Origin of the sequence: Paenibacillus sp. GCM10027627 (assembly GCF_042675505.1) — a bacterium.
Taxonomy (GTDB): Bacteria; Bacillota; Bacilli; order Paenibacillales; family Paenibacillaceae; genus Pristimantibacillus.
The window spans coordinates 318,496-334,194 of sequence record NZ_JBHTHB010000006.1 but is presented as its reverse complement, the minus strand read 5'-3'; the positions used below and the strand labels follow the sequence as shown (position 1 = coordinate 334,194).

The following is a 15,699-nucleotide window of genomic DNA, read 5'->3' as shown; positions in this document are numbered from 1 at the left end:
GATAAAAATGAGTAGGAAGAGGGATACGAACTGCTTAAACTTTTTCTATACTTACAATGGATAAAGCGAAATCGAAATCGCACCGCGGGCGGTTATGAGAGCGCTTTCCAAATTAAAGGAGGGTATCTTGATGTCCAATTTAATAGGTTTTCGGTCGTTGAAATTACTAGTAATGGTCGCTTTACTCCTTAGTTTGCTCCCGCCTGCGTTAGCCGAAAGAGCTGCTGCGCAAACCTACAAGCTAAAGTATATTACCGAATGGACAGACAGTACGGTTTTGACTAGTTATGACGGTGATACTACCGTAGAACATGATGGTTTCTTGGATGGACTAACCGTTTCAACCGCACCGGGCGTCTTGCCTCCTGGTGCCCGTTTGGAGTTTCGCGTTTATGTCCAGAGGGAAGGGTGGTATCCGTGGACAGGAGGCGGACAACGATTGTTCGCAATTAGTCAGGCGAACGTAATATCAGCCATCGAAATGAGGTTGGTCAACGCTCCTCATATCCAGATCCGTTACAGGGTCGCGACTGCACCTGGAGGACCCGGGGAATGGAAGCAAGACGGGGAAACGGCAGGTGTACTTACACCTATGTTTGCTAACTACAGTATCAGATATATACAAGCGGAGATTAACGTTCTGCCCGCTTTAGCTGCGCTCTACAATCCGCAAAGCGGCAGAGCGCTAGACGTTCAAGGATCTGGGACAGCAGACGGAACAAGATTAATCATCTTTGACTTCTTCAATACTAACAATCAAAGATGGCGGCTCCAATATGTAGACCACAATGGCTACTATAAACTGATCGATTCAAACAGCAACAAGGCCATCGATGTTTATGGGGTGTCTACTGCGAATGGGGCTGTTATCCATATATGGACACCGTACAATACCGATTCTCAATTGTGGAAGCCCGTCAAACTTAGCGATGGCAACTATAAATTCATCAACAAGCTAAGCGGCAAAGTGTTGGATGTCAAAAATTCCGGAACCACTAATTTGACTCCTGTTCACTTGTGGGAGGATAATGGCTCCGGGGCGCAGAAATGGAGACTCATTCCACTATAAAATAGCTCCACGGCTTCCCGGATATTCGGGGGGCCGTTTTTTATGAACCGTCCATTTTGTCAGAGAACATACAATGAAATAAGTCGGCCTTTCTCTCGATTGCACCTAGCCCCTTTCGTCCTCCTTTTTTGCTGTTCCTATCGTTTAAAGTGGTTATTTTAAAATCGTTCGACACTCTCAAATCCCCTCCTTCTAAAAATTACCTATGTCTAACTCGTGACTAATATATGTCGGAAAAAAGTCGAATTATTTACGTAATTGTTAACCCCGCAGTCACGGAGGTTCAAATCTGCTATGTTAGTCGTAAGCTATTTTAATGAGCGTATTTTTTTGAAGCAAACTTAAACGTTGAGAGCAATCGTATTTTCGAAGGAAGCGTCCCTCTGCTGCGGATCGAGCTAACTACCAAAAGCGGACGCCCTAACGAAGCAAGCTTGCTCCCCAAAAAAGTTTGCTTCATAAACATGTTAAGGAGTTGGAACCGAGATGAGACGTAAATATCGAATGCTGACAGCAGGGCTCTTCATGGCGATGGTTTTCCTGCTCTCAGGCTGCGGGGAGCAATATATCGTGCTTGACCCGAAGGGACCGATTGCGCAGGATCAGAAGGATTTGATTATTATATCAACGCTTCTGTGCGCCATCATTATTGTTCCCGTCCTGATTTTGACAGGGATTATCGTCTGGCGTTACCGGGATCGCCCCGGAAGAAAAGCCGCATATGCGCCTAACTGGGAGCATAGCACGAAGCTGGAAGTGACTTGGTGGACCATTCCAATCGTCATCATCCTTATTCTTGCGATCATTACCGGCATTTACACATTCAAACTAGAGCCATCCAAACCTCTTGTATCCGAAAAAGAACCCATTACGATACAAGTCACCTCTATGGACTGGAAATGGCTGTTTAAATACCCTGGCGAAAACATCGCTACCGTCAACTATGTGAAATTCCCTGAAGATGTTCCGGTTCGTTTCCAACTGACTTCGGATACGGCGATGAACTCCTTCTGGATTCCGCAGCTCGGCGGCCAGCTCTACTCCATGTCGGGCATGGCGATGACCTTGTATTTGCAAGCCGACGAAAAAGGCAGCTACTTTGGCTCAGGCGCCAACTTCAACGGCGAACATTTCGCCCAAATGACGTTTAAAGCGGACGCCGTTTCACAAGAGGAATATGACGCTTGGATACAGGAAGTAAAAGGCGATGCGCCAGCTTTGACACAAGAAGGCTATAAAGAGCTTCAGAAGCCAGGAAGTTCTAATGTTATGCTGTTCTCCAGCTTCCCGGAAGGTTTGTTCAATCAAATCGTTACGCAATATGTAGAAAAAGGAAGTAAAGGCGCTCATGCAGGCCACGGCGCAGACTCCGGCGAAGCGAAAAGCGACGATTCAGCAAAAGCGCAATCGTCCGGCGAAAGCGACCATTCCGGTCAAGGCGATGCCGGAAACAAGGAAGCGGATAAACCGGCTTCCGATCAAAACAACGAGCATGCGGGGCACTAAAGGTACCGTCAACGAAAGGAGTATTACTCATGTGGGATAAGATCAAAGACTTTTCATCCGAGTTTTTCGTTACGGGCGACCCCCTCATTCTAGGCGCGCAAGTATCCATTGCGTTAACCCTTGTAGCGATTGTATTCACACTTACGTATTTCAAAAAATGGCGCTGGCTTTGGACGGAATGGCTAACCACCGTCGATCACAAAAAAATCGGCATCATGTACATTATCGCAGCCATTATGATGTTGTTCCGCGGCGGCGTAGACGCCCTCTTGATGCGGGTACAGCTTGCCGCACCAGAACTCGAATTTCTAAACGCGGAACACTATAATCAAATCTTTACGACGCATGGCGTCATTATGATTTTGTTTATGGCCATGCCGCTAATGTTCGGTTTGTTTAATATCGTCGTTCCGCTCCAAATCGGCGCGCGCGACGTTGCATTCCCGTTCCTGAACTCCTTGAGCTTCTGGATGTTCTTCTTCGGCGCCATGTTGTTCAATCTATCATTTATTATCGGCGGTTCGCCGGATGCGGGCTGGCTCGCTTACCCGCCTTTATCAGAGCTGTCAGGCAGTCCGGGCGTCGGCCAGGATTTCTATATATGGGGTATACAAATATCCGGTATCGGCTCGCTTGCAACAGGCATCAACTTTGTCGTAACGATTTTGAAAATGCGCGCTCCAGGCATGAAACTGATGCAAATGCCAATGTTCAGCTGGTCCGTGCTTTCGTCCTGCGTAACGATCATGTTCGCTTTCCCTATTTTGACCGTTACTTTGTTCCTGCTGTTCCTTGACCGTTATCTCGGCGCGCATTTCTTTACGCTCGACGGCGGCGGCAATCCGATGATGTATATCAACCTCATCTGGATGTGGGGACATCCCGAAGTTTATATCGTTGTATTGCCAGCCTTCGGTATTTTCTCCGAAGTGGTTGCAGCATTTTCGAAGAAAAAGCTGTTTGGTTACAAATCGATGGTATTCGCTCTTATGTCGATCAGCTTCTTCTCGTTCTTTACATGGGCGCATCACTTCTTTACGATGGGCACCGGCGCAAACGTCAATGCGTTTTTCGCCATCACTACAATGATTATCGCCATACCGACGGGCGTCAAAGTATTTAACTGGCTCTTTACGATGTACCGAGGAAGGTTGTCTTTCCCTACGCCAATGATGTGGTCGGTCGCCTTTATCCCTTGTTTTGTCATCGGGGGAATGACCGGGGTGCTGCTGTCCGTAGCGCCTGCCGACTTCCAGTTCCACAACAGCTACTTCCTGATCGCTCACTTCCACCAAGTGTTGATCGGCGGCGTTGTGTTCGGTTACTTCGCGGGTCTTTACTACTGGTGGCCAAAAATGTTCGGCTTCAAGCTGCACGAAGGGCTTGGCAAATGGGCGTTCTGGTTCTGGAATATCGGTTTCTATGTTTGCTTCATGCCGCAATATGCGCTTGGCCTAATGGGCATGACGCGCCGCGTGAACGAATACAACTTCGATATGGGCTGGCAGCCGCTTAACGTCATTTCGACGGTCGGCGCTTTCTTGATGGGTATCGCGTTTATTTTCCAAGTATGGCAAATTGCGCACAGCATCAAGTTCTACAAAAAAGAAACAACTGGCGACAGCTGGGATGGCCGTACGCTGGAATGGTCGATTCCATCTCCGGCTCCGTTCTACAACTTCGCCCGCACTCCAATCGTTACAAGTCAAGACGATTGGTGGGAGAAAAAGCAGCGCCGCCTAAGAGGCGAAGCGGAAATTCCGGAAGTCGCCCGCGCAGAGCAGGCTCCGCTTGAGCCGATTCATATGCCGCGCAACTCCGGCATCCCGTTTATTATGTCTCTCGCCTGGTTCGTAGCCGGCTTCGGCTTCGTCTGGGATTGGAAATGGATGATTGTCCTTGGACTCGCCGGCGTTGTCGCATGTATGCTGGCAAGATCTTTCACCTATAATACCGATTACTACGTTTCTGTCGCCGAGGTTGAACGGACGGAAGCCGCAGCCAGGGGGGCTCACTAAATGGCACACGCAATTGATCATAAAGCCGGAGCGCATGAGCACTCCGGGCATGGCGGCCATGACGACGGCCATCACGGCCACGATCATCATGACCAAGAAGAGATGAAGACGTTTGGCTTCTGGCTCTTCCTTATCACTGACGTTATTTTGTTCGGCACTCTATTCGCAACGTTCGTCGTGCTTCGCCTCAATACAGCAGGCGGCCCGACGGGCGAGGAATTGATCCAGATGCCGGGCATCATCCTCTCCACCTTCATCTTGCTGACGAGCAGCTTCACCAGCGGCATTGCGCTGCTGGAGATGAACCGGGGCAACAAAAAAGGGCTCATTACTTGGCTCGTCATTACCGCTTTGCTTGGCGCTTCCTTCATCTACTTGGAAGTATCGGAGTTTATCCACCTCGTTCATGAGGGCGCCAATATCGGAACAAGCGCATACTGGTCCGCTTTCTTTACTTTGGTCGGCACGCACGGCCTGCACGTTACGGTCGGTCTCGTCTGGATGACGGCGCTTATCCTTCAGATTCGCAAACGCGGCATTACACCAGTAACAAAGCGCAAAGTAAACATTATCAGCTTGTACTGGCATTTCCTTGACGTCGTTTGGATTTTCGTCTTCACAATCGTGTACCTGATGGGGGTGATGTAGAATGGGGAACCATAACGCGCATTCCGGCCACGGAGAACATGAAGGCCACAAAGGGCATGGCTCCATGAAGTCCTATGTCATCGGTTTTCTCCTGTCGATCGTGCTTACGATTATTCCGCTTGTTGTCGTGATGAACGATATGTTCAGCAAACAAGTGAACACGATCATTATTCTCGTGATGGCGATTCTACAATTTGCGGTTCAGCTTCTATTCTTCATGCACATTAGAGAAGAAGAAAAACCTCGCTACAACATGATCTCGCTTATTTTCGGTCTCGTCATTATGCTGACGATCGTAGCGGGCTCGATCTGGATTATGACTTACAATGCAGTCGCTACCTAAGAAGCTTATTCAATAGAGAGAAAGCAGCCTAGTGCAATAAGGCGGCCCGCTGGATGGTCATTTTGAAAAAAATGGCCTTCTCAGCGGGCCGCTTTTCATTTTCGCTCCAAAAAAAGCGCCATACTTCTTACCGGGTTCACGATAATAAGACATGCAACTTTTGTCCATGTCCTTCCGTTACTTATTCAAGCAAGATCATTTTAAACCGGGAGGCGTTGGTTTCGTCATGATGCTAGAGGAAGAAGTGCCTGGACTTTTGAGACTTGGATTGCTGCTGTTTCTTATTCCTGCAGGTTGTTTATCCGCATATTTGACAATGAAGTATAAACAAAGCGGTTTCGGCTGGGTCACGGTTCATCTGCTCTTATTGGCGATATGCGCGTTTTCCGGGGTACAATTGCTGGATACAAGGGCGGCAGCAAGCTCGGAGTACAATTCCTTGGCCTTTGCCGGAATGGGCATCTTGTGGGCGATCAGCATGATTTGTTTAGTGGTCGGTTTGACGAAGTTAAAAGATATGGTAAGGCTAGGGTTTCTTTGGCTCCAAACGGAAACGAAATAACAAAAGCGGCAAGAAGGGCTAACACGCTCTTCCTTGCCGCTTTATTTGATTACGGATAACGACGATCCAGCGCTACCCCATCCGGTATTGCCAGCGTCAAGCCTGGGTCGGCCGATACGGAAAACCATGATCCCGCAACAGCGTCGGGAGGGTTGACGAATACATACATGACGTCGCCTATCGTTTTGGTAGTCATAATGTTTTTGCTTGCCGTCTCGCGGCTCAAAGCCTCATCCGACCAATACCGGATTTGTCCCAGCAGTTGAAGCTCTTGCCCGCTTGTTTTGTCTATCGCGATTTCAACTGGCGACTGGAGCACGATTTTTATGATCTTATCTGGAACAGCCGCTTTTTCCGATTCTACATAGACGGTACGTTCCGTCGTTTTCATTTGGCGCTCCAACTCGTCAAATAATCCGGTCGACATCAGCAACGCCATCACTACACTCGCAAACCCGACCAGTCCGACAAAAAATACGCTGATCCAATCGTATCGAATAACCGTGTCCCGCTTGCCAGACACAAACAAATAAATGAGCAGCTCAAGACCAAGCAATATAAAGACAAGCGGCGCCACCCACAGAAGCATATCGTAAGCATCGATTTCCTGCCATAACGAAACGGCAAATGCGGTGCCGATCAGCATGAGCGTAAAGCCCATAGACAACGTCCCTACACGCCAGGAACGGCCCTTCTCACGTTCAGCCGGCTGATTGCCTACCGCTGCTGGGGGAACTGTATTGTCCAATGCGCTCATCGCCGATCCCCTCTTTCGCCAGAATGCGGACGCGGTTGATGTTCATGTCCGCGCTCTTTGCCGCCCAGCAGGCTGCGGCTGCCGAAAGCCAGCCTGAGTCCAAAAGCGATCATAACAAACGCGATGATGGCGGTAGGCAGCATATATTTGTATTGATAATAATGCTCCTGAATCAGCACCGAATACCGCGACAACACGTTCATAATAATCCGGTCAAGCAGGAAATATACCCCAAAGCCGAGCAGCCCGACTCCTAACCAGCGCTGGTAAGGAACAAACATCGGAATAATGGGATCGTCCGAAAGCATTTGACGGTTGTGCCGGGAAAGCTGAGCCAGCGCATCAAAAAAAGCAAAGCACCAAAACAGCGGCAGCAAGAATAAGAAGAGCGACAACCGCAACGTATCCATAATATAAATCGCGAGCAGGAAGCCGGCCATTAATTGCAGCCCTCTTTTTTGAAGACCGAGATAAAGATGGCCCGCGCCCGGAAAGATAGCCAGTGCAATCGTCAACACCTTGTTTTTCTGGCCGGAGGCAATATGAGCCTCAATTCCTTCAAATAACGACTTGTCCTCAAGCGTTTCTCCGCGATGCTTGCTTTGCACCAAACTGACCGCATCGAACATGGCATAAATCCAAATGATCGGCAAAGCGAGCAAAAAGACGAGCAGCGAAGCGCTGCTTGTAATCACACTCAGAAACAGAATGATCGCAAACAGCCCAACAAACGCCACGAGAAATGTAATGCCGCGCTGCATAAGGCCAAGATTCATATGGCCAAGCCCCGGAATAATCGACATTAGAATCGTTCTCGTTTTCTCCTGCTGCTGTTCGTAAGCGTCTTGTCGGAACCCCGCTCCGCCGTTATAGGAATACGCAGCACCTTGAGAGGTTGAAGCCTCTCCTTCGTAGCTGAATTGCCCCGGGTGCGGGCCGTTTCCGTTCATCCCTTGAGCCGAATAACTTTGAGGAGGCGCTGCTCCTCGTGAAGTATGCTTATACCCGCCGGAAACAAGCGTTAAAATCATGTCCAGCATGTTGGCAAAACCGAATATAGCGGCAACAAATAACAACAACATGATTGGCTCTTCGCTTCCATTGGATATAAAAGCAACGAATATGCTGAGCAAAATAGCGCCAAAAAATCCGCCTCCGTACAAAATGCACCGGATCGGCCTGCCCAAATAGGCATGGCCTAACCCAGGTATAAACGATAGCAGAAATGCCACTAACGGGCTTTTATTTATCGTCATATTGATCTTCCTCTCCTCACTAAAATTTATTTAAAGCGCCACTTTTGAACTCCGTCTAGCCATGATCCTGCTTGATCGACCAGCCGATCCGACCAGGTAGGCTGATTCACCCATTCCGAACCGATAGAATAAGGAGGTTCCTGTTGCTCCACTTTATCCAGCCGCTGCAATCCTTCGGAGAAGCTTGCCAATGCACCTGTAGCCAGCAGCAAGATGGTGATGGATGCTGCAATCGTGTAATGAGTAGCCGGGTGTTGCAGCCACGAATCGTACTTTTTCTTTTTCGACCGTTGATCCCTTTCAATCGGCTGCTCCTTTTGAAGCTCCTTTGGAACCAGCTTTTGCTCATAGTTGTCTCCGTGCGGGATATCGTTCTGAGCCCTCTCCGCTTCAAGCTTGGCGGCGGCGGGATTGTCGACATTTGCTTCACTTGAAGAGTATTCCGGCTTCTCTGCCGGGAACGACACATGATGCAGCGGACGTTCCGCAATAGTATGATTTGAGCCATGCATCAGCTCCGCCATAATTTGCTCTTCTATTCGGTCCATATCAGGCACAACTATATGGAGAGGAGACGGCCCGCCGCCGCGCTCGGCCTCCTCCATAGCGGCCATAAACTGCCACAAACAGCCTTCGCAAACCAACAGTTCTTCATCAACGCGCTCCCGCTCTTGCGGAGACATCTCTCCACGGATGTAGAGATAGAGCTGTTCCGTTGTCAAATGGCCCTTCTTTGTTTCGCTCATTCGAAATCCTCCTTCCGCCAATGTCGCTTCATCCAGCCCCTTGCCCGGTATAACCTGGATTCCACGCTTTTCAGCTCCAGCCCCGTCTCGGAAGCAATTTGCTCGTAGCTTTTCTCTTCTATATAAAACGCGGTTACGACTTCTCGGTAATTGTCCGGCAGCTCGCTCACCTTGGCTTGAATGTGCTTTAGCTCCTCTTCGCGCAATGCGACGGTCTCAGCCGCCGGCACGGGGGCGGCATCCAGCATCCCTTCGCCCCGGAACGATGTCTCGTGACGATCGACTGTCTCCAGTTCGATAAGCTGCTCCGGTCTTCTTGCTTTGCTTCGTTTAAAATCGATAGCCCGATTGACCGCAATTCGTGTAATCCATGTCTTCAGCCCATCCATTCGGCAGTTCGGGAGAGAGCGATAGATTTGCAGGAGCACATCCTGCGTCACATCCTCCGCATCATGCGGTGAATGCAACACGGCGTATACGGTTTTATAAATATAAGCGCCATAGGCTTGCACAAACGGTCGATAATGCTCGGGCCCTCCGTCGCGCGCGGCCAGCAGCCATGCTTCTTCTTGAATAACGCTCCCCTCCCTTCCGCTATAAATAGACGTTGCAACCTTGTCCAACCCCTGCACTATATTAAATTTTTTTTGCATCGCGCATTTAAAGGGTTCCAGCTCACGGATTCATTCTACCCCTATGCCCTAAAGACGGCAAACCGCCTGCAGCCCGCTCCGTTGAAAATATTGCAATTCACCAGCTCTAGACAAATGCCTCTATGCTCTTTATAATCCTTTAAAACATCAACTCAGCCTATGAAGGAGGAACGTACATGATCTTATACCCATCGCTAAAAGAAACGCCCGTCATCGGTATAACCGCCCCTTCGTCCGGCGTAGACGATCCGTTGCATCCTCTACTGAAAAAAGCTATCGGGCGGTTAAATGAAAGAGGCTTCGGCACGCAAACTGGAAAAACCACTTGGAACCAACATAAAGCAAAGTCTGCACCGGCCATCGACCGTGCAAGCGAGTTGAACGAGATGATGGCAAACGTTGAGATTGACCTCATCATTCCGCCTTGGGGTGGAGAATTGCTCATTGAGACGCTGGAGCATCTCGCTTTTGACCGGTTTCCAAACAAATGGCTGCTCGGTTACTCCGATACTAGCGTATTGCTGCTCGCCACCACTTTAAAGACGGGCATCGCAACCGCCCATGGAACAAACTTAATTGATTTGCGCGGGGAAAAAAGTGACGAAACAACGGCCAAATGGCTCTCCGTATTGCGTACGGAAAACGGTGGTACAATCGTCCAGCATTCATCGCCCTTTTATCAAGAGGAATGGAACTTCGAGGAGCCCTCTCCTTCCGTATTCCATCTAACCGAGCCGACCTATTGGAATACGTTGTCGGATGAGCCGGTTCGGATAGAAGGCCGCCTCCTTGGCGGCTGCATCGATCTCATCCGGCATTTGATCGGAACTCCATATGGCGACGTGTCTACGTTTCAGCGCGAAAAGCTTCGAGGTGAGCCGATTGTGTGGTATTTCGAAAATTGCGAGATGAAAACAACCGATCTCCGCCGCTCGCTCGTTCAGATGAAGCTGGCCGGGTGGTTCCGGCATTGCTCCGGCCTGCTGTTCGGACGCAGCCCAGCGGGCGGTCCCGTTGAAGACTACACGGTGGAAGACGTCTACCGGGAGCTTGCCGAAGAAGTAGGAGTACCGCTCATCCACGATATCGATTGCGGCCATATGCCTCCTCAAATCACCTTCGTGAACGGAGCATACGCCGTTATCGAGTCGGAAGGCGGTAAAGGAACGGTTGTACAACATTTCAAACCGTAAGTAAATATAAGAAAGACACCTCTTCACCGCGCAGCCACTGCATGCGGTGAATAAGGTGTCTTTTTAAAAAAAGGCTTATGCCTGCTTACGCAAAGGGCATTCCCTATCCCTTTATGGAGATAAGTCCCGCTTTCCCTAACAGTCGCTCCGCAATAACCGCTACCTCGGCGCGGGATACGAATGCTTTAGGATCAAGCGCTTCTGCAGAGCGGCCATTCACCATTCCGGCCTTCAAGTTTGCCGCAACCGCTGTTTTCGCCCATTTAGATACGCTCGCCCCATCGCGATAAGGCTTAACAATAGAATCTATTTCCTCTGGGGTCATTTCCGTGTTTATGCTCAGTCTGTCCATTGCTTTCGCAACAATAACCATAGCCTGCTCCCTCGTAATGCTAGCTTCTGGTCTAAAGCTTCCATCCTCGTATCCGGTAATCAAGCCGCTTTTAGATGCGGTATATACAACGTCCGCATACCATGCCGATTTGTCGACATCGCTAAATCCGGCCGATCCGCTTTCAAGCTTTAGTCCGAGCGCACGAACGATAATCGCTGCGAATTGAGCACGGCTAATGGCCTTATTAGGCGAAAATGACCCGTTAGCCCCGCCTTCCAAAACAAGGCGCGACGCCATGCGGCCAACCGGCTCCTCGGCCCAATGTCCCTTCATATCCGAAAATACGGCCGAGCGGCTAACCGCTCCATAAAGGCTGTTCGTTATGCTGCTTGCTACAGCGTAAGCCTTACCGTTTTTGCTCTCTACACGAGTCGGGACATGACGGATGGAACCATCCTTTTCAAAGACAACAACCGTCGTCATCTCCCCTTCGCTGCCATCCGGAAGAAGCAGCCAGCGCTCCACATACGAACTGAAGCCCGGCAGTTCAATCGTGCGGCCGCCATGGGTAGCCGTAATGACAAACGAGATCGGTTTGGCTATCAGCTGAATGTTACGCTGATTTGCCGATTGCTCGGCACGAGCCGCTTCATCCGCTGCTGCATCGCCCGCTTCTACTGCAAAGGTCAAGGAACCGGCTTCAATGTCCTTGCCGAATAAAGCGGCATACTTTTGCAAATCAATGGCGTTAGCTGATACAGGGTATATAGCGTTTTCGCGTTCGATTTGGATGACAGCTTTATTTTGAATCATCAATCTCATAATGTCCCCTGACAATTCCGCAACGGTTGCATCTGTACCTTTTATGGAAGGAATGACGATGGTCGCCTCTTCGCCACCAGTGATGGCGGCTTTCAGCTTCTCATAATCCAGCGTCACTTTCAAAAGCGACTGACCGCCGCGCGACACTACATTTGCCTTGCCCAAAGCAAGCGGTTTTCCGTCAATAATGACCGTAAAGTCAGGATCGGGTGATGTGCCGCCGCCACCGCCGCCTGTATAGATAGGCGCAAATATCGCTGTCACATTCAAATTGCGGCTAACGGCTTTATCTGTACGGGCCTCGCTCGTCACACCGTCGCTCCAGCGGACAAACTGGTAGCCGCTACCCGGCACGGCTTTTACTTCCGTACCGTCCTCGCCGTGGAATACCGTTTGGCTGGCATTTCCGTTCAACGTTCCGTTCGCATCGGCTTGATAGCTAAGTGTATACTGGTTGCGTTCAAAAACAGCCGTCACCTGAACGTCGGCAGTGACTGCCCCCTCCGTCCGGCTTGCGGTCGTTACGCCGTCGCTCCAGTTTTTGAAATGGTAGCCTGCTTCCGGCACAGCCGTCACTTCAGCCCCGTCTTTGCCGTATTCGATCGTTTGGGAGGCCGTTCCCGCTATTCTGCCGCCCGTTCCGCCGGAGTAAGTCAGCGTAAAGGTGTCGATAGCGAATTGTGCCGTGACGCTAACCACTCCTTTTATGTTGGAATCGGTCCGACCAGCGGTTGTTACCCCGTCGCTCCACTTTACAAAATGATAGTGAAAATCCGGTACGGCCGTCACGGCCGTACCATCCGAGCCGTGCTCCACCGTTTGGGAGACGTTGCCCGTAATGGTGCCGTTTGCCCCCGCCAAATAATCCACCGTATATTGATTGATAGCAAATTGAGCCGTTACATTGATATTGCCCCTCACGTCCGCATCAAGGCGCGAAGGCACAATCACTCCGTCGCTCCAGCTCACGAAATGATACCCTTCATCCGGCACTGCCGTAACTCGTACTCCGTCCGAACCATGATCGACAAGCTGAGCAGCATCGCCGTCTATCGTCCCGCCCGATCCAGCCGCATACGTTAACGTATATTCATAAATAGAAAATAGTGCAGTGACGTCGATCGCGCCAGTTACGTCCAAATCAGTGCGGGAAAGCGACGTTATACCATCGCTCCAGCCGGTAAATTGGTATCCATCATTCGGCACTGCGGTAACGGCAGTCCCGTCAGCCCCATGGTCGACCGTTTGCGAAGCTGAACCGTCAACGGTTCCGCCGGAACCCGCCCGATAAGTCAAACCGTATTGGTTGATGGCAAATTGGGCCGTTGCTTGGAACGACGCTCTTACCGCCCTTTCTGTTCTCGAGGGGGACACAACTCCGTCGCTCCATTGAACAAAATGATAGCCCGTATTCGGCACTGCCGTTACTTGCTGACCGTCTTGTCCCGCATTGACGGTTTGAGAAGCCAGTCCGCTAATCGTGCCGCCCGCAGACGCCGCATAAACCAAATTGTAAGTGTCGATGGCAAAAATCGCCTGTGCCGCAATCGGTCCCGTCACGACGAGATCGGTTCGCACCGCCCCCGCATAACCGTCGCTCCAGCCCGCAAAATGATAATCTGCATCCGGCACCGCCGTCACTTCCGTACCCGAATCTCCATGAGCTACGGACTGAGCGAGATTGCCCGTTACGCTTCCGTTCGGGCCAGCCGAATAAATCAGGTCGTACATATTGATTTCGAACTGCGCCGTAACGGATAAGTCTCCCGTTATCCCGGCATCGGTTCGAGTCGGGTTCGTATTTCCGTCGCTCCAAGCCGTAAAATGATAACCTACGTTTGGAACAGCCGTGACCGCTTTGCCGCTGCCTCCCGGTGCAACGCCTTGAGCCGCCTCGCCGCTAATCGCTCCGTTTGCTCCGGCGACATATTCCAGCTTGTGCTGTGCCATTAGAATTGTGCCGTTAGCGCCAAGCGCCATAAACCCGCCGTTTACATAAGCTGCTCCGTACAACACTGCGGTAGTTCCCGATACTCTGGAAGTCCAATTGACTCCATCGGACGAGCTGAGAATATTCCCGCCGTTTCCAACAATAACGTAGGTTCCGTTGCCATACGCAGCGCTTTGGAATGTACCGTTCACAGGCGGTGTCACCGCTGTCCAAGCTATTCCGTCCTCCGAAATGAGAATCGCGGAGCCGCTGCCTACCGCAATAAATTTGCCATTGCCATACACAATACCGCGCAAAGTGGAGGAAATGCCGGATGTTTGCGGAGTCCAGTTACGTCCATCCGAAGAAGTCATAATGAGTCCGCCGCCACCTACAGCAACATATGTACCTTCTCCAAAAGCCACCGCATTAAGCGCTACATTTCCCGCAGGGTTATGCGATGACCAGTTTACTCCATTGCTTGAATATAAAATAACCGGGCTTTGCGCGAAATTAATATCGCTTAGCGCCCCGACCGCAACATAGCCTGCCGAGCCGCCCGTTACGCCAAAAAGCTGCGTCCCCGTATCGTTCGGCGGCGCAATATGCCGCCAGCTTACGCCATCATTGGACTGCATTATGGCGCCATGGTAGCTTTGCTGGCCGTACATGACTCTCTGCGCATAGCCTACACCGATAAAACCGTCCGTACCATAGGTTAGGCCTCTAAGCTCATGATTCCGTCCTGTGTCCAGCACGGACCACTCCGCCCCGTCAGTCGAGCTTCGGTAAAGACTGCCGCTATGCATGTCTCCGGCATTCGAACCTTTCCAAGGCATAGGCGGCGTTCCAGCGGCAATCACCTTTCCGTTTCCATAAACCGCCGTTCGAAAACTATCTGTAGAATCGGTAGACTTCGATGGTTTCGCCATCCAATGAAGCCCTTCAAGCGCGTCTCCCGCCGCATAAGCTTTGTCTAATCCTACGCCTGACGCCGATTGCAACAAACCTGCCAATAGCGCAACGACGAGCAGAGACGAAATTTTATTCCTAATACTCTCGTTCATCATGTAACCTCCGTCTAAGTTGTAAACCTTCTTCACTATACAGCGCTACAGCGGTTTTGTTAATAGGCGATAATTGTAAGCCAGCAGACTCAATCGGCCGCATAAAAAAGAGCCGTCCCCCCGGAACTTATCGCTCCGGAGGGACAGCTCTTTTTTTCCTTATCAAACAAGTGAAACGCTCTATCGCTTACCCGCCCAACACTTCTTTCAGTTCGGCTGGCGAACGGTCCCACCACTCGCTATTATGCTCGACAAGCAGCTTGCGAAGCGCAGCCTTTTCCGTTTCGCCCAAATTGTCCAGCATATAGCGGCGTTTAATCGCGTAGTCTAAACGATTGACGTGATCGGCAAGAATTTTCCAGCCCCGCTTCGCTTCGGAATCGACCAGCATTTCGCATGCCGTCGCTCCGGCGTAATAGGAGCCTTCCTCGCCACGCTCAACCGCTACCCAAACGATCCAGCACTCGCGTCCGTTCGGAGTATCTTCCTTATTCGGCGTAAACTTGATGCCGCGTTCGACTTTGCTCTTTGCATGCATCGCCCCAACGTCGATATAAGCGACTCCTTCATCAATCATTACGCATGCTACATCGCTAAGGTCGATGGAGCCCGCGCCAAACCCTTTATGTTTCTTGCTGCTCACTACGTTGAGCGACAAGGATTTCTTCTCTTTCACTTCCGGCTGATCCGGCGTATTTCCTTGATCTGTCAAGCTTATCCCACCTTCCCATGCAATAATTCCATTTTAGCTAATAATCTTGGAATTGCAAACATATACATGCTTTAGATGCTTGT

13 protein-coding genes are annotated in these 15,699 nt (G+C 50.6%); 7 read left to right on the top strand and 6 right to left on the bottom strand.

Going from position 1 to position 15,699, the window contains the following annotated elements; translation table 11 throughout:
• The first annotated feature begins 130 nt into the window (after positions 1-130).
• The 6 genes from ACFQZE_RS20985 to ACFQZE_RS20960 all read left to right on the top strand — a co-directional run bounded on the left by ACFQZE_RS20985 (position 131) and on the right by ACFQZE_RS20960 (position 6,146).
• The gene (locus tag ACFQZE_RS20985) at positions 131-1,069 is read left to right on the top strand and encodes an RICIN domain-containing protein (RefSeq protein ID WP_379360710.1); all 939 of its coding nucleotides are present in this window, start codon (positions 131-133) and stop codon (positions 1,067-1,069) included.
• A gap of 486 nt (positions 1,070-1,555) precedes the next feature.
• A complete protein-coding gene (gene cyoA / locus ACFQZE_RS20980; protein ID WP_379360708.1) occupies positions 1,556-2,575 on the top strand; it encodes a ubiquinol oxidase subunit II in 1,020 nt (339 codons plus the stop codon).
• Positions 2,576-2,604: 29 nt separating this feature from the next.
• Complete coding sequence (locus ACFQZE_RS20975; protein WP_379360706.1) at positions 2,605-4,593, top strand: cbb3-type cytochrome c oxidase subunit I; 1,989 nt, start codon at positions 2,605-2,607, stop codon at positions 4,591-4,593.
• Positions 4,594-5,241: a cytochrome o ubiquinol oxidase subunit III gene (cyoC, locus tag ACFQZE_RS20970; RefSeq protein WP_379360704.1), complete on the top strand. Its 648-nt coding sequence runs from the start codon at positions 4,594-4,596 to the stop codon at positions 5,239-5,241.
• A gap of 1 nt (position 5,242) precedes the next feature.
• A complete protein-coding gene (gene cyoD, locus ACFQZE_RS20965) occupies positions 5,243-5,584 on the top strand; it encodes a cytochrome o ubiquinol oxidase subunit IV (RefSeq protein ID WP_379360702.1) in 342 nt (113 codons plus the stop codon).
• Between the two features lie 226 nt (positions 5,585-5,810).
• The gene (locus tag ACFQZE_RS20960) at positions 5,811-6,146 is read left to right on the top strand and encodes a hypothetical protein (protein WP_379360700.1); all 336 of its coding nucleotides are present in this window, start codon (positions 5,811-5,813) and stop codon (positions 6,144-6,146) included.
• 49 nt (positions 6,147-6,195) lie between these two features.
• Here the strand turns inward: ACFQZE_RS20960 and ACFQZE_RS20955 are convergent, their stop codons facing one another.
• Genes ACFQZE_RS20955 through ACFQZE_RS20940 form a run of 4 tightly spaced genes read right to left on the bottom strand, consistent with a single transcriptional unit; the run spans position 6,196 to position 9,537 of the window.
• Positions 6,196-6,903 carry a hypothetical protein gene (locus ACFQZE_RS20955; RefSeq protein ID WP_379360698.1) on the bottom strand — a complete coding sequence of 236 codons (708 nt, stop codon included), beginning with the start codon at positions 6,901-6,903 and terminating at the stop codon, positions 6,196-6,198.
• A complete protein-coding gene (locus tag ACFQZE_RS20950) occupies positions 6,900-8,159 on the bottom strand; it encodes a hypothetical protein (RefSeq protein WP_379360696.1) in 1,260 nt (419 codons plus the stop codon). Before ACFQZE_RS20950 ends, ACFQZE_RS20955 begins: the two co-directional genes overlap by 4 nt.
• 26 nt (positions 8,160-8,185) lie before the next feature.
• Positions 8,186-8,905: a zf-HC2 domain-containing protein gene (locus tag ACFQZE_RS20945; protein ID WP_379360694.1), complete on the bottom strand. Its 720-nt coding sequence runs from the start codon at positions 8,903-8,905 to the stop codon at positions 8,186-8,188.
• The gene (locus ACFQZE_RS20940; RefSeq protein ID WP_379360779.1) at positions 8,902-9,537 is read right to left on the bottom strand and encodes an RNA polymerase sigma factor; all 636 of its coding nucleotides are present in this window, start codon (positions 9,535-9,537) and stop codon (positions 8,902-8,904) included. Before ACFQZE_RS20940 ends, ACFQZE_RS20945 begins: the two co-directional genes overlap by 4 nt.
• A gap of 197 nt (positions 9,538-9,734) precedes the next feature.
• Between ACFQZE_RS20940 and ACFQZE_RS20935 the strand changes: the two genes are divergently transcribed.
• Positions 9,735-10,751: a S66 family peptidase gene (locus tag ACFQZE_RS20935; RefSeq protein WP_379360692.1), complete on the top strand. Its 1,017-nt coding sequence runs from the start codon at positions 9,735-9,737 to the stop codon at positions 10,749-10,751.
• A gap of 103 nt (positions 10,752-10,854) precedes the next feature.
• On the opposite strand, the gene ACFQZE_RS20930 is transcribed toward ACFQZE_RS20935, so the two are convergent.
• A complete protein-coding gene (locus ACFQZE_RS20930) occupies positions 10,855-14,907 on the bottom strand; it encodes an InlB B-repeat-containing protein (RefSeq protein WP_379360690.1) in 4,053 nt (1,350 codons plus the stop codon).
• A gap of 184 nt (positions 14,908-15,091) precedes the next feature.
• Positions 15,092-15,616: a YwhD family protein gene (locus ACFQZE_RS20925; protein WP_379360688.1), complete on the bottom strand. Its 525-nt coding sequence runs from the start codon at positions 15,614-15,616 to the stop codon at positions 15,092-15,094.
• Positions 15,617-15,699 lie beyond the last annotated feature (83 nt).

Bases quoted from the DNA above. Each gene is read 5' to 3' on its own strand.
- ACFQZE_RS20945 (WP_379360694.1), bottom strand. From the start codon at position 8,905: ATGAGCGAAACAAAGAAGGGCCATTTGACAACGGAACAGCTCTATCTC.
- ACFQZE_RS20960 (WP_379360700.1), top strand. From the start codon at position 5,811: ATGATGCTAGAGGAAGAAGTGCCTGGACTTTTGAGACTTGGATTGCTG.
- ACFQZE_RS20985 (WP_379360710.1), top strand. From the start codon at position 131: ATGTCCAATTTAATAGGTTTTCGGTCGTTGAAATTACTAGTAATGGTC.
- ACFQZE_RS20975 (WP_379360706.1), top strand. From the start codon at position 2,605: ATGTGGGATAAGATCAAAGACTTTTCATCCGAGTTTTTCGTTACGGGC.
- ACFQZE_RS20935 (WP_379360692.1), top strand. From the start codon at position 9,735: ATGATCTTATACCCATCGCTAAAAGAAACGCCCGTCATCGGTATAACC.
- cyoD (WP_379360702.1), top strand. From the start codon at position 5,243: ATGGGGAACCATAACGCGCATTCCGGCCACGGAGAACATGAAGGCCAC.
- ACFQZE_RS20950 (WP_379360696.1), bottom strand. From the start codon at position 8,159: ATGACGATAAATAAAAGCCCGTTAGTGGCATTTCTGCTATCGTTTATA.
- ACFQZE_RS20955 (WP_379360698.1), bottom strand. From the start codon at position 6,903: ATGAGCGCATTGGACAATACAGTTCCCCCAGCAGCGGTAGGCAATCAG.
- cyoC (WP_379360704.1), top strand. From the start codon at position 4,594: ATGGCACACGCAATTGATCATAAAGCCGGAGCGCATGAGCACTCCGGG.
- ACFQZE_RS20930 (WP_379360690.1), bottom strand. From the start codon at position 14,907: ATGATGAACGAGAGTATTAGGAATAAAATTTCGTCTCTGCTCGTCGTT.
- cyoA (WP_379360708.1), top strand. From the start codon at position 1,556: ATGAGACGTAAATATCGAATGCTGACAGCAGGGCTCTTCATGGCGATG.